17 protein-coding genes are annotated in these 19,523 nt (G+C 62.3%); 6 read left to right on the top strand and 11 right to left on the bottom strand.

What is annotated here, in order from left to right:
• Positions 1 to 65: 65 nt before the first annotated feature.
• The 8 genes from F3J19_RS15580 to F3J19_RS15545 all read right to left on the bottom strand — a co-directional run bounded on the left by F3J19_RS15580 (position 66) and on the right by F3J19_RS15545 (position 7,242).
• The gene (locus F3J19_RS15580; protein ID WP_167042823.1) at positions 66 to 461 is read right to left on the bottom strand and encodes a RidA family protein; all 396 of its coding nucleotides are present in this window, start codon (positions 459 to 461) and stop codon (positions 66 to 68) included.
• The gene (locus F3J19_RS15575) at positions 458 to 910 is read right to left on the bottom strand and encodes a thioesterase family protein (RefSeq protein ID WP_167042821.1); all 453 of its coding nucleotides are present in this window, start codon (positions 908 to 910) and stop codon (positions 458 to 460) included. Before F3J19_RS15575 ends, F3J19_RS15580 begins: the two co-directional genes overlap by 4 nt.
• A complete protein-coding gene (locus F3J19_RS15570; RefSeq protein WP_167042877.1) occupies positions 907 to 2,097 on the bottom strand; it encodes an acyl-CoA dehydrogenase family protein in 1,191 nt (396 codons plus the stop codon). Before F3J19_RS15570 ends, F3J19_RS15575 begins: the two co-directional genes overlap by 4 nt.
• Before the next feature lie 34 nt (positions 2,098 to 2,131).
• Complete coding sequence (locus F3J19_RS15565) at positions 2,132 to 2,983, bottom strand: enoyl-CoA hydratase family protein (protein WP_167042819.1); 852 nt, start codon at positions 2,981 to 2,983, stop codon at positions 2,132 to 2,134.
• Between the two features lie 42 nt (positions 2,984 to 3,025).
• Entirely contained in the window at positions 3,026 to 3,598 is a 573-nt protein-coding gene (locus F3J19_RS15560; RefSeq protein ID WP_167042817.1) for a MarR family transcriptional regulator, read from the bottom strand.
• Positions 3,595 to 4,368, bottom strand: coding sequence for an SDR family NAD(P)-dependent oxidoreductase (locus F3J19_RS15555; protein ID WP_167042815.1), 774 nt, complete (start codon positions 4,366 to 4,368; stop codon positions 3,595 to 3,597). Before F3J19_RS15555 ends, F3J19_RS15560 begins: the two co-directional genes overlap by 4 nt.
• Complete coding sequence (locus F3J19_RS15550; protein WP_167042813.1) at positions 4,365 to 6,737, bottom strand: bifunctional salicylyl-CoA 5-hydroxylase/oxidoreductase; 2,373 nt, start codon at positions 6,735 to 6,737, stop codon at positions 4,365 to 4,367. The genes F3J19_RS15555 and F3J19_RS15550 overlap by 4 nt, the downstream gene beginning before the upstream one ends.
• Before the next feature lie 208 nt (positions 6,738 to 6,945).
• Positions 6,946 to 7,242: a hypothetical protein gene (locus tag F3J19_RS15545; protein ID WP_167042811.1), complete on the bottom strand. Its 297-nt coding sequence runs from the start codon at positions 7,240 to 7,242 to the stop codon at positions 6,946 to 6,948.
• A 215-nt stretch (positions 7,243 to 7,457) separates the two neighbouring features.
• On the opposite strand from F3J19_RS15545, the gene F3J19_RS15540 reads away from it, so the two are divergent.
• Entirely contained in the window at positions 7,458 to 7,598 is a 141-nt protein-coding gene (locus F3J19_RS15540; RefSeq protein WP_167042809.1) for a hypothetical protein, read from the top strand.
• Between the two features lie 196 nt (positions 7,599 to 7,794).
• Here the strand turns inward: F3J19_RS15540 and F3J19_RS15535 are convergent, their stop codons facing one another.
• Positions 7,795 to 8,928 carry a citrate synthase family protein gene (locus F3J19_RS15535; protein WP_167042807.1) on the bottom strand — a complete coding sequence of 378 codons (1,134 nt, stop codon included), beginning with the start codon at positions 8,926 to 8,928 and terminating at the stop codon, positions 7,795 to 7,797.
• Positions 8,929 to 9,103: 175 nt separating this feature from the next.
• On the opposite strand from F3J19_RS15535, the gene F3J19_RS15530 reads away from it, so the two are divergent.
• Positions 9,104 to 10,459, top strand: a complete 1,356-nt coding sequence (locus F3J19_RS15530) for an MFS transporter (protein ID WP_167042805.1) — start codon at positions 9,104 to 9,106, stop codon at positions 10,457 to 10,459.
• A 48-nt stretch (positions 10,460 to 10,507) separates the two neighbouring features.
• The gene (locus F3J19_RS15525; protein ID WP_167042803.1) at positions 10,508 to 11,494 is read left to right on the top strand and encodes a 2-hydroxyacid dehydrogenase; all 987 of its coding nucleotides are present in this window, start codon (positions 10,508 to 10,510) and stop codon (positions 11,492 to 11,494) included.
• A 90-nt stretch (positions 11,495 to 11,584) separates the two neighbouring features.
• Here the strand turns inward: F3J19_RS15525 and F3J19_RS15520 are convergent, their stop codons facing one another.
• On the bottom strand, positions 11,585 to 11,845 hold the full coding sequence (locus F3J19_RS15520) for a hypothetical protein (RefSeq protein ID WP_167042801.1): 261 nt from the start codon (positions 11,843 to 11,845) through the stop codon (positions 11,585 to 11,587).
• A gap of 207 nt (positions 11,846 to 12,052) precedes the next feature.
• Positions 12,053 to 13,651, bottom strand: coding sequence for an MFS transporter (locus F3J19_RS15515; protein WP_167042799.1), 1,599 nt, complete (start codon positions 13,649 to 13,651; stop codon positions 12,053 to 12,055).
• A 140-nt stretch (positions 13,652 to 13,791) separates the two neighbouring features.
• Between F3J19_RS15515 and F3J19_RS15510 the strand changes: the two genes are divergently transcribed.
• The 3 genes from F3J19_RS15510 (at position 13,792) to F3J19_RS15500 (ending at position 19,414) form a co-directional block, all read left to right on the top strand.
• Entirely contained in the window at positions 13,792 to 14,697 is a 906-nt protein-coding gene (locus F3J19_RS15510) for a LysR family transcriptional regulator (RefSeq protein ID WP_167042797.1), read from the top strand.
• A 308-nt stretch (positions 14,698 to 15,005) separates the two neighbouring features.
• Positions 15,006 to 16,007 (top strand): DMT family transporter, encoded by a 1,002-nt coding sequence (locus tag F3J19_RS15505; RefSeq protein ID WP_167042795.1) that lies wholly within the window; start codon positions 15,006 to 15,008, stop codon positions 16,005 to 16,007.
• A gap of 680 nt (positions 16,008 to 16,687) precedes the next feature.
• Positions 16,688 to 19,414 (top strand): hypothetical protein, encoded by a 2,727-nt coding sequence (locus F3J19_RS15500; protein WP_167042793.1) that lies wholly within the window; start codon positions 16,688 to 16,690, stop codon positions 19,412 to 19,414.
• Positions 19,415 to 19,523: the final 109 nt, after the last annotated feature.

The raw sequence follows: 19,523 nt of genomic DNA, 5'->3' as shown, positions 1-19,523 counted from the left end.
CATGGTCTCCCGGTGTCGTTGAGCCGGTTAATGCACTGCGTTTGGCGTGTGGGGCGGCGCGGCTTTCAATGAGGAATCATGGCGGTGGCCTCGATCTCGACCTTGGCGCGATCCTCGATCAGCGCAACGACCTGCACCGCGCTCATCGCAATGTCGTAATCGCCGATCAGTTCGCGAAACGCGCGGCCGATGTCCTTCAGCGCCGCGAGGTATTCGCGCTTGTCGGTGACGTACCACGTCATGCGCACGAGGTGCTCGGGCTTGCCGCCCGCTTCGCGCAGCACGGCGAGCAGGTTCTTGATCGCCTGCACCGCTTGCGCGGCGAAGTCGTCGGTATGGAACTGGGCCTGTTCGTCCCAGCCGATCTGACCGGCGATGAACACCTGCGTGCCGGTGGCCGCGACGCCGTTCGCATAGCCGCGTGGTTTGATCCAGCCGGCGGGAAGGAGAGCTTTTTTCATGAGCGTTGCGCCTCGGTGCGCTTCGATGGATGGGACGATGGAGCGTATGCCGCGAGCGCGCTCGCGATGTCGTCGGGAATCCCGATGGATTTGCCGGTCTCGAACGACATCGTCACGAGCACCTGTTTTGCGCGAAAGCGCGTTTCGCCGTTGCAGTGACCGACGATGTCGAGGCCGATCGAACTGCGGCCGATCACGGTGACGCTCAGCGTCAGCGTGATCGTCTCGCCCATCTGGCTCGGCCGCGAGAATTCGCAATCGAGCTTGACGATCGGCAGGCCGATGCGGCGCTGGCCGATCATGTGCGCGTAGTCGATCAGCAGGCCCTCGTTGAACCAGTCTTCGACAAGCGCATTGGTCATCACGAGATACTGCGGAAAGAACACGATGCCGGCCGGATCGCAGTGCGAAAAGCGGATGCGTACGGGTCTTTCGAACGAAGCGCTCATTGGGCGTGCTCCCCGGCGACGGCAACGGTGGCGGCGTACGCTTTCAGCAGATCGCGGCCGACGATCAATTGCTGCACTTCGGTCGCGCCTTCGTAGATGCGCAGCGCGCGAATCTCGCGATATAGCATCTCGACCGCGGTGCCGCTTTGCACGCCCATGCCACCGTAAAGCTGCACGGCGGCGTCGATCACCTGCTGCGCGCCTTCGCTCGAGTGCCACTTCGCGAGCGCCGCTTCGCGCGTGACGTTCTCGCCCTGATCGCGCAGCCACGCGGCGCGATAGACGAGCAGCGCACTGCTGTCGATGGTCAGCGCCATCTGCGCGAGCTTGGCCTGTGTGAGCTGGAAGTCGCCGAGCGTCTGGCCGAACATCTTGCGCGACGACGCGCGTGCGAGACCCTCGGCCATTGCATGACGCGCGAAGCCGAGCGAGGCCGCCGCGACCGACGTGCGGAAAATATCGAGCGTGCGCATTGCGAGCTTGAAGCCTTCGCCGGGCACGCCGAGCATCTGGCTCTTCGGCACGCGCGCGTTCGTGAAGCGCAGGCGCGCGAGCGGATGCGGCGCGATCACGTCGATACGCTCGGCAATGTCGAGCCCCGGCGTATCGGCATCGACCACGAACGCGCTGATGCCGCGTGCGCCTGGTGCTTCGCCGGTGCGCGCGAACACGACGTAGAAGTCTGCGATGCCGCCGTTCGAGATCCACGTCTTCTCGCCGTCGAGCACGTAGGCGTCGCCGTCTTCGCGAGCGGCGAGCGCCATCGCGGCGACGTCGGAGCCCGCTTGCGGCTCCGACAACGCGAATGCGGCGATGGCCGTGCCGTTCGCGACGCGCGGCAGATAGCGCGACTTCTGCTCATGCGTGCCGCCGAGCGAGATCGCGCCCGAGCCGAGCCCTTGCATGGCGAGCGCGAAGTCCGCGAGACCGGAATGCTTCGCGAGCGTTTCGCGCAGCAGGCAGACGGCGCGCGTGTCGATCGTGTCGCCGTGGCCGCCGTATGCAACGCCGCCGACGCCGTATTTCAGCCAGCCCGCCGCGCCGAGTTCGCGCACGAGACGGCGGCAGGTCGCATCGGTATCCTGATGATCGTCATGCGCGAGATTGGCGCGGCACCATGCTTCGATGCGGGCGGCCAGTTCGCGATGACGCGGCTCGAAGAACGGCCACGCGAGTGCGCTGTGCATGTCGATCTTATGGTCCTGAGTGGCGGCGCTCAACTCAATCTCCTTCGAACACGGGGCGCGACTTCGCCGCGAACGCGTTGTACGCGCGCTCGAAATCGCGCGTGCTCATGCAGATCGCCTGCGCCTGTGCTTCCGATTCGATGGCTTCGTCGATGCTCATGCTCCATTCCTGATGCAGCATCTTCTTCGTCATGCCGTGCGCGAAGGTCGGGCCTGCGGCGAGATCGGCGGCGAGCTTCTGTGCTTCTTCGAGCAGCGCCGCCGGCTCGCAGAGGCGGTTGTAGAAGCCCCACGCATGGCCTTCGTCGCCGCTTGCCGAGCGCCCCGTGAACAGCAGTTCGGCGGCGCGCCCCTGGCCGACGATGCGCGGCAGCATCGCGCAGGCGCCCATGTCGCAGCCCGCGAGGCCGACGCGCGTGAACAGGAACGCAAGCTTGCTGCGCGCGGTGGCGAGGCGCATGTCCGAGGCCATCGCGAGAATGGCGCCGGCGCCCGCGCAAACGCCGTCGATGGCGGCGATGATCGGCTGCGGGCAATGGCGCATGGCCTTGACGAGATCGCCGGTCATGCGCGTGAACAGCAGCAGTTCGGGCATCGGCAGATCGATCAGCGGCGCGATGATGTCGTGTACGTCGCCGCCGGAACAGAAGTTCTCGCCCGCGCCGTGGAGCACGACCGTCTTCACGTCGGTGGCGTAGGCAAGCTGGCGGAACAGGTCGCGCAACTCCGCATACGATTCGAACGTGAGCGGGTTCTTGCGCTCGGGGCGGTTCAGCGTGATCGTCGCGACTTTGCCCGTCACCGACCAGCCGAAGTGTTTCGCTTCGTATCCGGCGAGCGTGAGACGGTTGCCGGCCAGCAGCGCGTCGGCGTTGGATCGTGTCATGTGTGTGTCCCCTGCAAGGTAATGGCGGCGGGTCGGTATGGGTCAGTTCTTGAGACTGTCGAGCAGATGTTGCTTCAGTTTGCCGAGGCGGTCATGCGTGCGCATCTTTTCGTCGATGCTCAGGCCACCGAACATTTCGACGACCCATTGCTCATGCGCGGCCGCCATGCGGTCGAACGCCTTGCGGCCGGCGGGCGTGAGGCACACGCTGATCGAGCGGCGGTCGTTCGGATCGGCGCTGCGCAAGACGAGCCCTTCTTTTTCGAGCTGATCGGTAATGCCGGTGACGTTGCCGCCCGTCACCATCATGCGGCGCGACAGTTCGGTCATCTTCAGGCCTTCGGGATGGCGTTCGAGTTGCGCCATCAGATCGAAACGCGGCAACGTCGTGTCGAATTCGTTGCGCAGGCGTTTGCGCAATTCGGCCTGCACGAGATTCGTCGTGGTCAGCATGCGCAGCCAGAGACGCAGACCCATGTGGCTGTCCGCGCCCGTACTCATTTCGAGGTCCACGACGTTCTCCGCGGGTTGGGCGACACCTTTGCGCGACGGCTTCTTTTCTACGGCTGCGGCGGTGGCCGCCGCGGGCTTGCCTGCGTGTGTCGATTTGCTCACATCACTTCTCCGCCGGAGATCGAAATGGATTGGCCCGTGATCGCGTCCGAGCCGGGCTGGCACAGCCACAGCACCGAGTTGGCAACCTGCTCGGGACTGACGAAGCGGCGCTGCGGGTTCGAGCGCAGCAGCGCTTCGCGTGCCTGCTCTTCGGTGCGCGAAGTTTTGCTCGTAATCTGTTCGAGCGAAGCGTGCAGCAGTTCGGTTTCCGTATAACCGGGACACACCGCATTGACCGTGATGCCGCGCGTCGCGACTTCGAGCGCGAGCGAGCGCGTGAGGCCGATCACGCCGTGTTTCGCCGCGCAATACGCGGCCACGTAGGCATAGCCGATCTGCCCCGCGGTACTCGCGACGTTGACGATGCGCCCGTACCCACGTTCGAGCATGCCCGGCAACACCGCACGCGTGCCGAGAAAAACGCCGGTGAGGTTCACGTCGAGCATGCGCTGCCAGAGCGCCATGTCGGTATGCGCGAACGGCGCGGCCTGCGCCTGCCCCGCGTTGTTGACGAGCATATCGACCGCGCCCGCTTCGTGGAACGCACGCGCAACCGAGTCTTCCTGCGTCACGTCCACGCTGATACAGGCCACGTTGCCGAGTGCCGCGCATCGTTCGCGCTGCGCTTCGAGCCGTTGCGCGTTGCGGCCCATCAGCGTGACGCGCGCGCCCGCGCGTAGCAGCGCCTCGGCGACCGCCGCGCCGATGCCGCTGCCGCCGCCCGTGACGACGGCATGCTGTCCAGTGAGCCATGAGGTTGGCGTGTTCACGTCGTTCCTTCCGCGCGCTGGGCGCGTTGTTGTGCGGTGAGGCCCGCGTTCGCGATGGCCTGCGCGCGTTCGCGTTCGAGATTGCGTTCGAGCTGGACCTTGGCTGCCGTGTAGGGCTTCGGCCACGCGACGTCGAGATAGCCGATCTTCGCGGCTTCGTTCAGCGTCCACGCCGGATTCGCGAGATGCGGACGCGCGATCGCGCAGAGGTCCGCGCGGCCCGCCGCGATGATGCTGTTCACGTGGTCCGCTTCCGAGATCGCGCCGACCGCGATCGTCGCGATGCCGGCCTCGTTGCGCACGCGATCGGCGAACGGCGTCTGGAACATGCGGCCATACACGGGCTTTTCTTCCTTGCTGACCTGGCCCGACGAGACGTCGATCATGTCCGCGCCCGCTGCCTTGAAGGCCTCGGCGATCTTCACGGCGTCGTCGGGCGTATTGCCGCCTTCGACCCAGTCGTGCGCGGAAATACGCACCGAAATCGGCTTTTCTTGCGGCCATATCGCGCGTATCGCCTTGAACACACGCAGCGGATAACGCAGACGGTTTTCGAGCGAACCGCCGTATTCGTCGGTGCGCCGATTTGTGAGCGGCGACAGGAAGCTCGACAGGAAATAGCCGTGCGCGCAGTGCAGTTCGAGCCAGTCGAAGCCGGCTTCGACCGACATGCGCGTTGCCTCGACGAATTGCGCCTCGATCTCGCGCAGTTCCTCACGCGTGGCTTCGCGCGAATGCTGGCTGATGCCGCGCAAGTACTGTTGCGGCGATGCCGAGATAAGCGGCCAGTTGCCTTCGGCGAGCGGCTGATCGATGCCTTCCCACGCAACGCGCGTCGAACCTTTTGCGCCCGAGTGGCCGAGTTGAATGCCGATCTTCGCATCGGACTGGCTATGCACAAGATCGACGATGCGCTTCCATGCGGCCAGATGCGCGGGCGCGTACATGCCGGGGCATGCGGGCGTGATACGCGCTTCGGGCGACACGCAGGTCATTTCCGTCATGACGAGCGCGGCGCCGCCCATCGCGCGCGCGCCGAGATGCATGAGGTGATAGTCGCCGGGCACGCCGTCGACGGCCGAGTACTGCGCCATCGGCGAGACTACGACGCGGTTTTTCAGCGTGACGCCGCGCACCGTGAACGGCGTGAACATCGGCGGAATGGAGTGCTTTTCCGGCGCGTGCTCGATGCCGGAACGCTGCGCGAGCCAGTCTTCGAAGCCCGACAGATAGTGCGCGTCGCGCTCGCGCAGGTTCTCGTGCGAGATGCGCTGCGAGCGCGTGAGCAGCGAATACGCGAACTGTTCCGGCTCGAACGACGTATAGCGGTCGACGTGTTCGAACCACTCCGTCGAATTGCGCGCGGCGTTCTGAATCCGCAGTACGTCGATGCTGCGCACTTCGGTGTAGTGCGCGAGCGCAGCGGCGAGGTCGCCGGGATGCGCGCTCATGCTGTTGGCGAGCTCGATGGCGTCTTCGAGCGCGAGCTTGGTGCCCGAGCCGATCGAGAAGTGTGCGGTGTGCGCGGCGTCGCCCATCAGCACGACCGGGGTTTGCGTGCCGTTCGCGTTCGCGCGCCAGTGCACCCACTCCTTGTTGACGACGCGCGGGAAGCGAATCCATTGCGACGAGCCGCGCAAGTGCGCGGCGTTCGACATCAGCGCATGGCCGTCGAGGTACTTCGCGAACAGCTTCTCGCAGAATGCGATGCTGTCTTCCTTGCTCATGTCGTCGAGACCGGCGGCGCGCCATACGCGCTCGGGCGTCTCGACGATGAAGGTCGAGGTTTGATCGTCGAAGCGATAGGCGTGGGCCTGAAACCAGCCGAATTCGGTTTCTTCGAACGCGAACGTGAAGGCGTCGAAGAGCTTTTTCGTGCCGAGCCAAACGAAGCGGCAGTCGCGCACGTCGATGTCGGGCTCGTAAGTGGCCGCGTACTTTTGCCGGACCATGCTGTTCAGGCCGTCGCATGCGATGACGAGGTCGGCGTCGTAGGCGGTGTCGTCCATGACCTGCGTTTCGAACACGAGCTTCACGCCGAGTTCTTCGCAGCGCGCTTGCAGGATATTGAGCAGACGTTTGCGGCCGATGCCGCAGAAGCCGTGACCCGACGAGCGAACCGTCCGGCCGCGGAAATGAATTTCGATGTCGTCCCAGTGATTGAACGCGTCGAGAATCGCCTCGGCGCTCGGGGCGTCGGCCGCGCGCAGATTGCCGAGCGTCTGGTCGGAGAATACGACGCCCCAGCCGAACGTATCGTAGGGGCGGTTGCGCTCGACGACCGTGACGTCATAGCCCGGGTTGCGTTTTTTCATCAATAGACCGAAGTACAACCCGGCCGGGCCGCCACCGATACAGACGATGCGCATGCTGGTTCCCCAAAAAATGGACTCTGCGGTGAGATTAATTTAGGTTTTGATAGTTTAGATGTCAAGTAAATTTCGAGGAGAAGGGCAAGGACCTGAAAGACAAACACCCCGAAAGCCGGACCTATGTCCAGCCTTCGGGGTGCGGTTCAGCTCGAAGCGCGTGCTCGCCTTGCGCCTATGCGCGCCTCGCTGTCATTCGCGATAACTGTTACTGGCCGGCCGGCGACGCGACGGACGGGGTCGCCAGCGTGTTGTGGCTCCCGTACGCGTTGCCGCCGGACGTCGTGCTGCTCATGCTCTTCTGCACGTTCGAGTTCTGCGAGCCGGTGCCCATGCCGCTGTCCGAGCCAGTGGCGCCGGGCGTGCCGTAGCCGCTCGTCTGCTGCGGGGCGGCCGGCGATACGACCGAGGGGGTGGCGAGCGTGTTGTGGCTCTGTGCGTATGCGCCGCCCGACAGCGCAAGTGCGGCGACGGCCGCGATTGACATGCTGATTGCCTTGTTCATGATTCGTGCCTCCACGATTGGACTGGAATGTCGACGCAGCCGATCGTCATCGGCTTGATCGTGAATCGAGCAATTATCGTGACTGGTGCTCTTATTCACCTTGAGACGAGGTGCGTCGTGCAGAGCGTTTCGTTTGTACCTGGCAGAGCCGCCGCCCCGTTCAGCCGCGTCCGCCCTATGCGATTCCGTCGCGGGACAGATGCGGGAGACGCCGCGTGACCGGAATCGACGCGAACGAATTGATGCAACCAGCATGCACCATCGAATCGATCGAGATCGTGATGACTGGCGGCTGCGGCGACATGACTGCTCGATACCAGGAACAATGGAAAACATCGAATGGATCGATTTCCTGAAGCGCTTGCAACAGTATAGGCGAAGCAGCGATTTCGCGGCGCCGGTGCCGCCGCAGTGCCGGCAAAGCATGCTTCGATGGTTGACCGGACCCAGTTGACCCGTGTTTGCGCCGCGCAGTCGACGGCCGCTTATGCGGCGCATTGATCGACCCCGCCGCAATCCAGTTCGTGGAGACAATGGGCGAAACGAAGCCCCTCACTTGAGCAGACCGACGTAATGGGCCCGTGGCCGAAGCAGCGTCCCGTCGGCGATCTGCTCGATGGCATGCGCCATCCAGCCCACGCTGCGGCCGATCGCGAACATCGAGAACACCGAGTCGTCCGGCAAGCCGCAGTACCTGGCCAGCGCGGTGAGCGCGATGTCGATCGTCGGCGCGAGGCTGCTCGTCCGATGCACGTATGCGGTCAGTTCGCGCACATCGTCGGGGGCGTCGAACGCGGCCAGCAGGTCCGCCGCACGCGGATCGCCCTGCGGATACAGCTCGTGACCGAAGCCGGGCAGCGGGCCGTGAGTGGCCCTCCAGTGCTCGACGGCCGTGGCGACACCGTGTTCGCGCACTTCGCCGAGCAATGCCTGCACGCGGGCCGGGGCGCCGCCATGCAGCGGTCCCGACAACGCGGCCAGGCCCGCCAGCATGCAGGCGCCGAGCGATGCGCCCGTCGATGCGGTCACGCGCGCGGCAAACGCCGAGGTCGTCAGCTCCTGGTCCGCCAGCCACACCAGCGCGCGGCGCAGCAGATCCGCCTGCGCTTCGCAGCGCCACGCACGCGCGATGCGCAGATGCAGGGGACCGTCGCCGTTCAGCGCGACGAAGCTGCTGGCGAGCCGGCCCACCAGGCTGGCCGCTTCGTCGTGCAGACGCCGCGGATCCGTCGTGAGATTCGAACCCGGGTTGGCGGCCGCGAGCGAGATCGATACATACGCTCGCGCGAGTGGCGTGGTGTCCGGCGTAGCCGGCAGCGCGTCGCGCAGCGTCGGAAAAAGCGGCGAGTGCTCGCAGTCCCACAGGCATTGCGCGGCGTCTTCGAGCGTGGCCCGCGCGGCGAGTTCGAGCGCATCGGTGCCGCGGTAATAGAGCCGCCCGCGCTCGATCGTGGAAATGCGCGTGTTGATGATGGGCTCGCCCCACGCCATCGTGCTCGCGGCAATATTCTTGTGGGCACGCCCGAGATTGCGTTTCTTCATCAGCGCGGCGACATCCGACGCGCTATAGAGCTTGCGGCTCACATGCTCCGGGTCCCAGCGCACTTCGATGCGCCCGCGGCTGACATACGCATACAGGGTCTGCTTGCGCACACCCAGCGCGCGGCAGGCCTCCTCCTGAGTCATCCAGCTTTGCACGTTGATTGTCTCAATCAAGATTGACGCCCGGTGGCAGCGTGCGTCAAATTCGCTCCACACGTTCGCATGCGCCCGTCGCGCACGAGCGCGGATACCGGCAATCATAGCGCGCCGCCGCCCCCGAGCCGTCGTGGCGGCGCGGCCGCGCCAACAGGAGACAACGATGTTCACGCAAAGGACGGGTGGCTATGCCGCGACGGACGCGGTTCGCGTCACGCGCACCCGCTTCACGATTCTGGCGGTGATTCTGCTGCTCGCGACGGTCGCTTATGCCGATCGCGCGATCCTCTCGATCGCCGGCCCGGGCATCGCCAAAGAGTTCGGGCTCGACCATGTGCAGCTCGGCTATGTGCTGTCGGCGTTCAGCTGGGCCTATGTGGTCGGGCAGATTCCCGGCGGCTTGCTGCTCGATCGCCTCGGCACCAAGACCATGTATGGCGCCACGCTTGTTCTCTGGTCCATCGCGACGATACTCGTCGGCTTGATTGGCCATGTGACCACGGACCTCTCGGTCGCACTCGGCTTGCTGTTCGCGCTGCGCTTCGCACTCGGGCTGATCGAGGCGCCCAGTTTTCCGGCCAATAGCCGCGTGGCGGTCATGTGGTTTCCGAAAGAAGAACGCGGGCTGGCTACCTCGCTGTTTGCGTCCGCATCGTATTTCGCAGTAGCGATTTTCTCGCCGCTGGCCGGCTGGCTTACCGCGAAGTTCGGCTGGCCCGCGCCGTTCTTCGCGCTCGGGTTGATCGGCATCGCGTCCGCCGGGGTGTGGGCCGTCGTGATGCACGAACCGGGCAAGCACCCGCGCGTATCGCAAGCCGAACTCGACCGGCTCGTCGCGGGAGGCGCGATGATCGACATCGACTCGGCCCACGAGCGTCTTTCGCGTCCCGTGATGTCGGGCAAGGCGCTGCGCATGCTGCTCGGCAATCGCATGCTCTGGTGCTCGTACATCGGCCAGTATTGCGTGATTGCGCTGAGCTATTTCTTCATCACCTGGTTTCCGATCTATCTGGTGCAGGCGCGTGGCATGAACGTCATGCAGGCGGGGCTCGCGACGATGCTGCCGGCCGTGTCGGGTTTTCTCGGCGGCATTGCGGGCGGCGTAATTTCGGACTGGCTGATCCGCAAGGGCTGGAGCGTGTCGTGGGCGCGCAAGACGCCGTATATCGTCGGCATGGCGGTCGGCTGCTGCATCGTGTTCTCGGCGTTTACGGAAAGCAATACCGCCATCGTTCTGCTGATGACGCTCGCGTTCTTCGGCAAGGGCGCGGCGGCGGGCGCGGGCACGTGGGCCATCGTCAGCGATACGGCGCCGCGCGAGGCCGTGGGTCTCGCGGGTGCGATCTTCAACTGCGTCGGCAATATCGGCGGTATCGTCACGCCGATCGTGTTCGGCTATATCGTGCAGGCCACCGGCGGCTATACCGCCGGACTTTATTTTGTTGCGGCACACTGCCTGATCGCCGCCGTGGTGTATCTCGTGTTCATGGGCCGCATCGAGCGCGTGAAGGTGAACTGAGCGCGGCGAAACGCACGCGCATCGCAACGTATAACGGATTGATCCATCATGTCGAAACCCATCATTCTCAATGCCGCCGAGTTGCCGGCGCGCACCCAGGCGGAACTCGCCTCGCTCTTTACCGTGCTGGACCTGCCGCAGCAAGCGGACGAAGCCGCCGCGCTGCTCGCGCGACACGGCGCCTCGATTCGCGGCATTGCGCTGCGCAAGACGAAGATCGACGCGGCGTTTCTCGCTGCACTGCCCGCGCTGGAGATCATCGCGAGCTATAGCGCCGGGCTCGACAATCTCGACGTTCAAAGCGCGCAGGTGCGCGGCATTCGCATCGAGAACGCGTCGCGCGTCCTGGCCGAGGACGTTGCCAATACCGCGATCGGTCTCGCGCTCGCCGTCACGCGCGATCTCGTGCAGGCGGATGCCTACGTTCGTTCCGGCCAATGGCCCGAGCAGGGCGCGCTGCCTCTCGGCCGCTCGATCTCGCGCATGAGGATCGGCATCGTCGGGCTCGGCACGATCGGCGCGGCGATTGCGAAGCGCCTGCAGGCATTCGGTTCACGGCTTGCGTACTATGGCCCGAACCGCAAGCCGGTCGATCTGCCGTATTACGACGACGTGGCGCGCCTCGCGGCGGATAGCGACATGCTTATCCTGACCTGTCCGCTCTCGCCGCAAACGCATCATCTGGTCGACGCGCGAGTGATCGACGCGCTGGGGCCGCAGGGCTTTCTCGTCAACATCGCGCGCGGGCCGGTGGTCGACGAGGCGGCACTGATCGCGGCGCTCGCGGACAAGCGGATCGCGGGCGCGGCGCTCGACGTGTTCGAGCACGAACCGCATGTGCCTCGTGCGCTGATCGACGATCCGCGTGTCGTGCTCACGCCGCATATCGGTTCGGCTACCGAAGAAACGCGCACGGGCATGGCGGATAACGTTGTCGATATGCTTGCGAGCCACTTCGGCATTGCCGGTCCGCGCAGCACGTCGACGCGTGTGGCCGAGGCCGGGAATGCGGCGCCGGCGGTGCCGGCACTCTGAACGTAGATAAAGGGCGTCGCGGAAGAGTCTTCGCGGCGCCTGTTTGGTTGAATGCCTCTCTGGGGCGTGCAGCCGCCAGTCACCCGCGATCTAGCGATAGTTCACAAAGTCGATGATGTCGTTGAGGAACCACGGCAGGATCAATTGGGTGTCGGAATAGCTGGTGCCGACCGTGAGTCTCGGCGGTCGCGAGGCGCCATCGCCGGGCCTGGCGCCCTCGGGCGTGTGCAGGATGTAGCTATTCGCATGGGCCGGGCTCGACCACCCAGCCTGATCGCTCGCGGACGACGACGTCGAGGTGCAACCGGCAGTGAGTACGAAAAGAACTGCTGCGAAGCAAAGGGACTTCATGGTGGTTTGAACTCCAGCAACACGACTTTGGCGATGTGCCGATGGCGAATCCAGTGCGGATCAATTCGCCGTGGTGAATCGATTGTGCCAAAAGCGGCGCTGTACGTGTCGAAAACCCTTGTGTCGTCCGGCATCCCGAGCGGGTCTGCCGATAGATGGTCCCAGTCGTGACGCGCAGTTCTTTCGGTGCGATGCTTGCCATATGAGTCAGCGTGGGTCCGCGATCGTTTCTCGCTTCACGTGCGTGACTTTTCCGCCCGAAAAGATCAGGTAACTCACGACGGCGAGAGTGCAGACCGCGATGCCGCCATAGAGCATGAGCCACTCGAAGCCATGGACGAGCGCGCCGCGGCTGATGGCCGCAAATCCGTCGCTGGACAAAGCCGGCCATTGCGCCGCCGCCGCGGGATGCAGGTCGCCGATGGCGATGCGGTTTGCCATGGCGTCCCACGAGATGTCGAGCGGCGCCGCGGGCAGCGCATCTTGCAGACGATGCGCAACGCCCTTGACGAGAAGGAGCCCCATCATCGCGATGTTGATGGCGAGCGTAATCATGCGGGCGCTCATGTCGATGCCCGATGCCATGCCGGCGCGCGTGCCCGAAGCCGAACCGGTCGTCGTATTGGTGACCGGCGTATTGGTGATGCCGAGTCCCGCGCCGGCAACGAAGCAGCCCGGAAGAATCGCGAGCGCGCTCGTGTGATCGAAAGCACTGCCCATACGCATCAGAAAGAACCCGAGTCCGATCGTGAACAGGCCTGCGGGAATGACAATAGCCGGCGAATAGCGCAATGCCAGACGCTCGCCTATCGGCGGGAATACGAGAGTCGGCAATGTATAGGCCAATAGAAACAGTCCCGCCACCATGGGGCTTGCGCCCAGTGCATGCTGGAAATAGATCGGCAGATAGATGATGAACGGCCAGAAGCTGAAGTTCATGCCGACCGAGCCGAGCAGCGCACCCGAGAAATTGCGGATTCGGAACACGGAGAAATCGAACATCGGATGCGCACTGCGCATTTCCGCCACGAAGAACGCCACGAGACTCGCAGTACTCGCGACGAAAATCGCGATGCCCGAGCGACTCGTGAAGCCGATATCGGCCCCCTGCGTAATAAACGAAACGAAGCCGAATACGGCGCCCGACAACGTCACCATGCCGGCGACGTCGAGCTTGCTCGCGTGCGGGTCGCGCGACTCGCGCACGCCGGGTACCGCGAGTACCAACGTCACGATGGAAATGAGCACGTGAACCCAGAAGACCCATTGCCAACTCGATAGTGCGACGATCGCGCTGCCGATCAACGGCCCGAAGCCCAAACCGATACCGAGGATGATGCCCCACGCGCTGAATGCCCGGGCGCGTTCGGCGCCTTGCGGAAACTGATGCGACAGCACGGCGACGAGACAGATGAGCATCGCGCCGCCGCTGGCGCCCTGCAGAAAACGGCTCGCGATCAGCACGGGCGCACTCGATGCGAGTCCGCACCACAGCGAGGCGATGCCGAACAACACGATCGAGACAATGAACATGCGCTTGCGGCCGAAGCGATCCGCGAGCGTTCCGGTTGCCATGAGTACGGTCGTACACGCGATGGTGTACGCGTTCATGATCCACTGCATCTGCTTGAAATCGGCGTGCAGCACGCCTTCCAGTGTCGGCAATATGGCCGGCACGCTCGAAATTTCGAGGCCGAACATCATCGCCGCGAGACACACGGCGAATAGCGCGAGGATATTTCGTCGAGCATCGGACGGAAGGCATTGCTTCGTGGCTGCTTGCGGTTCGAGGTCGCATACCTGCATGTTTGACTCCAAAGGGTGGCGCGCCATTGCGATGGCATGGCGGTGAACGACCCAATCCAGTTTAGGGGAATAAGATTCCCTTATTGGTCCATTAAATTCCCATGATAGATTCCTGTTTGGAACCAATGAAGGGGCATCCAATGACAGATAATCTGGACGGCGTGGCGACGTTCGTGCAGGTGGTCGAAGCCGGCAGCTTTGCGCTGGCGGCCGAGCGCATGAACCTCACGCGCTCGGCGGTCGGTAAGGCGATTAGCCGGCTGGAAGCGCGGCTCGGTGTGCGGCTGCTTCATCGCAGCACGCGCAGTCAGACTCTCACGGCTGAAGGGCAGGCCTATTACGAGGGATGCGTGCGGGCACTCGCGGAACTCGATGTTGCCGAGGCCGCGCTCGATCATGGCCGGGCTGAGCCTGCCGGCAGGTTGCGAGTGAGCGTGCCCGAAGCGTTCGGGCATTTTTGCGTCGCGCCGATTCTGCTCGATCTCGTGCGGCAGTATCCGAAGTTGCAGATCGATCTTTCGTTTACCGATCGCTTCACGGATCTCATCGAAGAAGGCTTCGATCTTGCCGTGCGAATAGGCGAGTTGCGCGACAGCAGCACACTCGCGGCGCGGCGGCTCGGTACGCAGCACGTTGTGATCGGCGCGTCGCCCGCGTATCTCGAGCGCTACGGAACGCCAACCTGTATCGAGCAACTGGAGAACCACGTCGGCATTGCGCTCTCGCGTGCCGGCGCAGTTGCTCCATGGAACGCAAAAGACGCGGACGGCAGCGCGCAGCCGGTACGTATCCGCTCGCGTGTCAGCATGGACGACATTCAGGCGATTGCGGCGGCGGCAATCGACGGCTACGGACTGGCGTGGCTACCGTGCTGGCTGTTGACGCGTTACGCGAAAAGCGGGGCGCTGGTGCCGGTTCTCGATAACTATCGGGTCCGCTCTCAGGAGGTCTATGCGATTTGGCCGAAAGCGCGTCATTTGCGGGCGAAAACGCGGGTTGCCATCGATGCGTTGAAGGAGAAAGTACCGGAGATGATTGGGGAGTAGTGCGGCAGTGTTCGACCGTTCATATTATAATTTCATGTCGCTTACATGAAACTGCCGTAAGCCAATTGCGCAGTGCCGGGTGTCATGCACTGCTTCGCATCTTCCGCGGTCTTCTCGAATGCAACGATCGATTCGCCTGCCCGCTGCGATGTGGCGGCAGCGAGCGGTTTCGCTATGGCTGCGAGCGGGGTTTGTCACGGCAGGGGTTGCCACGGCATTTCGCAGCGACGCGATAAAACGACAAGGCAATAAGACAGGCACGCCGGTGGCTAGCCCATGCGTTGCGTAATAACAGTGTTATTTGAAATATGACCACGCCCATTGAGACCATCCAACCGCGCGATTCCGCGCGTTTCTTTACGCAACCCAAAGTACTCGTTATCCTCGCGACCGTATGCTGCCTGCTGTGGGGCAGCTCGTATCCGGCAATCAAAATCGGCTATTCGCTGCTCGGCATTACGCAAGGCGACATTCCGTCGAAACTGGTTTTCGCTGGCTACCGGTTCGTTCTTGCGGGACTGTTTCTGCTGATTCTCGCTGCACTATCGAAGAAGTCGCTTTTCAATTTGACCCGCCGCAACGCGGGACAGTTGATGCTGCTGGGCGTTACGCAAACGGCCATTCAATATGTGTTCTTCTATATCGGCCTTGCATACACCACTGGAGTGCGCGGCTCGATCCTGAATTCGACGACGACCTTCTTCAGCGTGCTGCTCGCTCACTTTATCTATAAGAACGACAAGATCTCGCCGCGCAAGGCGGTTGGGTGCCTGTTGGGATTCGTGGGCGTCATGGTGGTCAATTTCAGCGATAGCTCGTTCGAGTTTGCGTTTACGCTGCTCGGCGAAGGCTTTATCGTGATCGCCGCATTCGTGCTGTCGGCCGCGTCGATCTACGGCAAGCGTATTTCGCAGGGCATGGACGTCATGGTCATGACGGGCTACCAGCTCGGGTTTGGCGGCGTCGTGCTCGTCGTGGCAGGTTATGCGACAGGCGGTACGCTGAGCGGATTCACGGTGGAATCGGCGGCGCTGCTCGGCTACCTGGCGCTTCTCTCCTCGGTGGCTTTTTCGTTGTGGAGTTTGCTGCTCAAATACAACCAGGTCGGCAGAGTGACCGTGTTCAACTTCCTCGTGCCGGTGTTCGGTACTGCGTTGTCCGCGATATGTTTGAACGAGAACATCATGGAGTTGAAGAATCTGCTTGCGCTCGTTCTCGTTTGCAGCGGGATATGGCTGGTTACGCGTGCGCCGCAAGTGCGTTCCGTGTATGCGAAGACGGGTGGTGCGCGGGGGTGTCGGGAGAGTTGAGGCTCAGCGTGATGGGTGTGCGAGCCGCGGCAAGTACACCCATGCCTTTTAACGTCGACACGTAACAACGCGTTCCGCTATCGCCCCCACTTGCAACCGCGTCCCGCCGATTTCGATGTCGAGTAGACGCGCTTCCACCAGCCGATAACTCCCCTGAGACAGCGCATCGCGGACACTCGTGCAGTCCGGCCCGATGTCGAGTCTGCCGAGCAATGGCAGTAGCCACGACATCAACGTGAGCAGCAGCTTACGTGTGCCACAAATGAAATTGTTTCTTACGTTGGTGATATGCAAACCGGCGGCGAATGCCAATGTGCTGACTGTACGGGTGCGACGTAGAGGAGGACCAGGAGGGACGGAAAGAAAACCGCATGGGGGATGACCGAAGATGGGCCTCCCGCTATTTCCAGAAGGATGTACAGCAGTATTCCTTGTGCTATTCCGACTGCTATGCGATACGCAAAGAGACTCGCGATGGGCGGCGCGGTTTCTCCCCGAACAGCTTCGGGATTCGCTTCGTTCATGTAGTTTTTCCTGTCTGCGTCAACAGGCTATGAGCGGTACTGGATGAAAAACCCGTTCTATGTTCGCAATAAGCGCTGCAGATTCGCATCCACGGCTACTTGACGGCGCCATGTATTCAGACTCCAAGGTATCACGTCTTACAACGGGAGTACTGAGTGAGCAGCCATATCTCGCGCACGGGACGCAGCGAACCTTTTCAGAGTCAGCAACAGGCAATTCGGCAACAGGCAATCGACACACCGTCGCCTACTCAAGCGGCATCGCCTGCCCGCACACCTTCGCTTCAAGGGCTTTCTCCGCTGTCTCGACCCGTGTCGAGCGCTCAAGGCAACATGGCACAGCCAATTCGCCGCTCCAATCTTAGGGAAGTCGGGGCCGCGGCGTCACCGGAAGTATCGCGCCAGCAGTTCATGATGAAACTGGTCCATCAAGGCGTTGAGGATTACACCCGGGCACTGGTCGCTTATCCGAGAACTCGGACAGGCATAACACAAGTTGCCGACCACAGTGAGCCGTTGATCAGAACGCTTAAAAAGCTGGCAGATACGCTAAAAATCGCTATGGGGGAGGCAAAGAAGAACCTCAAGTCCAATACGAACGAGCGATCATCCGCCGGTCTGTTAAAGCGCTTTAGCGAGGAGCTGGAGGACCTCAATCGCGAATGCCAGAGTGCGTCCGATCTTGTGAAAGATCTCGGGGACGTGCTAAATAAGTTCAACCCTTATCTCCGGAAAATGGCAGGGGGGGTATCCCTCGTTCTTAATCCTAATGAGCCTGAAACGCAGAAATTTTTCGAGAAAAATATTAAGGATATCTCCGGGAAGATAGCCAGGAGCCGTGCATGCTTCGATACGATACTCGCGGGCATTGACCGGGACATGCCATCGTTGCGAGACGTGAAGATTGACGGTAATTCCCTGGATGAGACCTGGAAATGGGCTCTCAAGAAAACGCGGGACAGCCATATAAAGGAACTGCTGTACTTGGGGAGAATGGCTGATACAGTGGGCAAGACGTTAGTCTCTACGTGCGTCAGTGAGCTACTTGGCAGATTCGGTCAATTGGGCGAGGTGATCAATAGAACGACCCGAGCCGAAGATCGACGTACAGGGAACATAGGCGGTGGGTACGATGACAGGTTTGCTGCCCTGTTGCGGGAATCGTCCAATGTCGGCAGCCAGTACGCCACCTTTGCAAAGTCCATGGACGAAAATCTCCGGTGGATCGATGGACTACGCGGTAAGCCCGGCATCTTCGATTCTATAGTACTGGACGAACACCGCCATCTGATCAATGCGGGTATGCCCATCGACACCAAAGCTGTCATTCTGTTCGACAATATTCGTAAGTCTCTCCGGTACAGGAATCAAGGCGAGAGGATTGCGAACACCGCTGACCCCGCAGTGACCGCACAGTTTGACGAGGTATCAGTCAGCACGATGGTTCGCATCAGCGTCGAGTTGCTCCATAACGTTTCACATTGCCTCACGGCATTTCCAGATAGCGATCCTTTAGCATACTGTCGCCGCGAAGACGCGATGCGCCAACCCGTGCTCGACGCGGTCGCACTACACTGCGGCGAAATCGAAACCGACCTGGAGTGGCTGCGCAACAGCATGAAAAGCGATAGCCCTCGATCTGCTAGCAGCAACGAAGTTGACGCCGCGTATGAGCAGCTACAGGTCGCAGTATCGCGCGTCCGGCGGAATCTGCAGTGGAACATCGCCACTGCCAACGCGATGAGGACGTCGCTGGCTAGAGACCCCAAGTATGCGCGCATGGTCACCGCGGCACTTGTTACCCCCAGCGAAGTTGCGGTGCACGATTACACGGCGAAGTATCTAAAGGGCTTGGCGGTGCCCGCGCCTCCTGAGGTGAAAATCCCGGAGATCGACTGGGACGACGAGCCGTCGAGCCGGATCGCCGCGAATAGCGGCAAAGGCAAAGGCAAGGGCAAGGGCAAGGGCAAGAAGACTGTGCGCCAGCAGCAGGCAATCGCCGAGAGCAAGCGAAACCAGGCGGCACGGGAGGTTGCCCGCGAGCAGGAGCTTGCTGCGGCGAAGGAGTCGCTGATTCAACTGTGCGCGACTCCATTCGACGTCAAAAGGGTACGACAGTATGCTGCTTCGCTTGCAAATCTCGCGCGCACCGAGGCTGATGCGAGCGGCCTGAAGCTGCTGAGTGGCTTCGGCATCTACGGCAAATTCATGCGCGCGGCAGACGCGCTCGACAAAGGGCGTCAGGATGTGCTCGCCCGGATCGCCACGATCGATAAGCTAATCGAAACGCTCACCGATCCGGATGAGAATGGGCAAGCGGCCCTCGATGCAAAGCGTATGGCGCTGCCTGTTCGCATAGCGTTGACGCAGGATGTCAACAAGTTGTCGGGAGGTATCGCCGCATTGCGCAACGAGGCCGCCGTCCAGCAAAAGCGCCGCAATCTGAAGCTGTTCGCGCAGAAGCCTTCGCGCGAACTGTTCCAGTGGCTCCAGAAACATGATCGCAATAGCCTCGTATCAGTGAGCCAAACGATCCGCCGAAAGCGACTGGCGGGGATCGCGCCGAACGGCGAGCCCCATCCACACGGCGACTTCCTCGACGAATACGTGATCACGCTAAGGGACGCGCAGCGTATTGCCTACCTCGATCCCGGGGAAGACAAGCCGCGCATCAAGACTGTCACGACAGTGCCACTGCATGTGCACTACCGCTCGGAAACCGCGACCCGTCCGGAAGCGTGCCACTTCAAGAATGAGCCGCAAAGCAAGGTGGGCGGTGGGGACGCGTACCGCTCGGACGATGGCGTTGCGTTGATGGAGCGCGTGTTGGAAGACGTTAGCAAGATGGCCAACGTAGGGGCTGAACCGCGCCCGATTGGGTGACGGTTCCAACTCCTGACGCTGTGTTGTTCGTCTAGGGGGTAGAACCTGTCGAACATGAATTTGATCGATGCGTTGTTTCCGAAAAAATAGCTATAGTCGACAGTATTAA

Origin of the sequence: Burkholderia sp. Ax-1724 (assembly GCF_011752995.1) — a bacterium.
In the GTDB taxonomy this organism is placed as follows: domain Bacteria; phylum Pseudomonadota; class Gammaproteobacteria; order Burkholderiales; family Burkholderiaceae; genus Paraburkholderia.
Note: the sequence above shows the minus strand (reverse complement) of the source record. Positions and strands in the feature narration are given on the sequence as shown.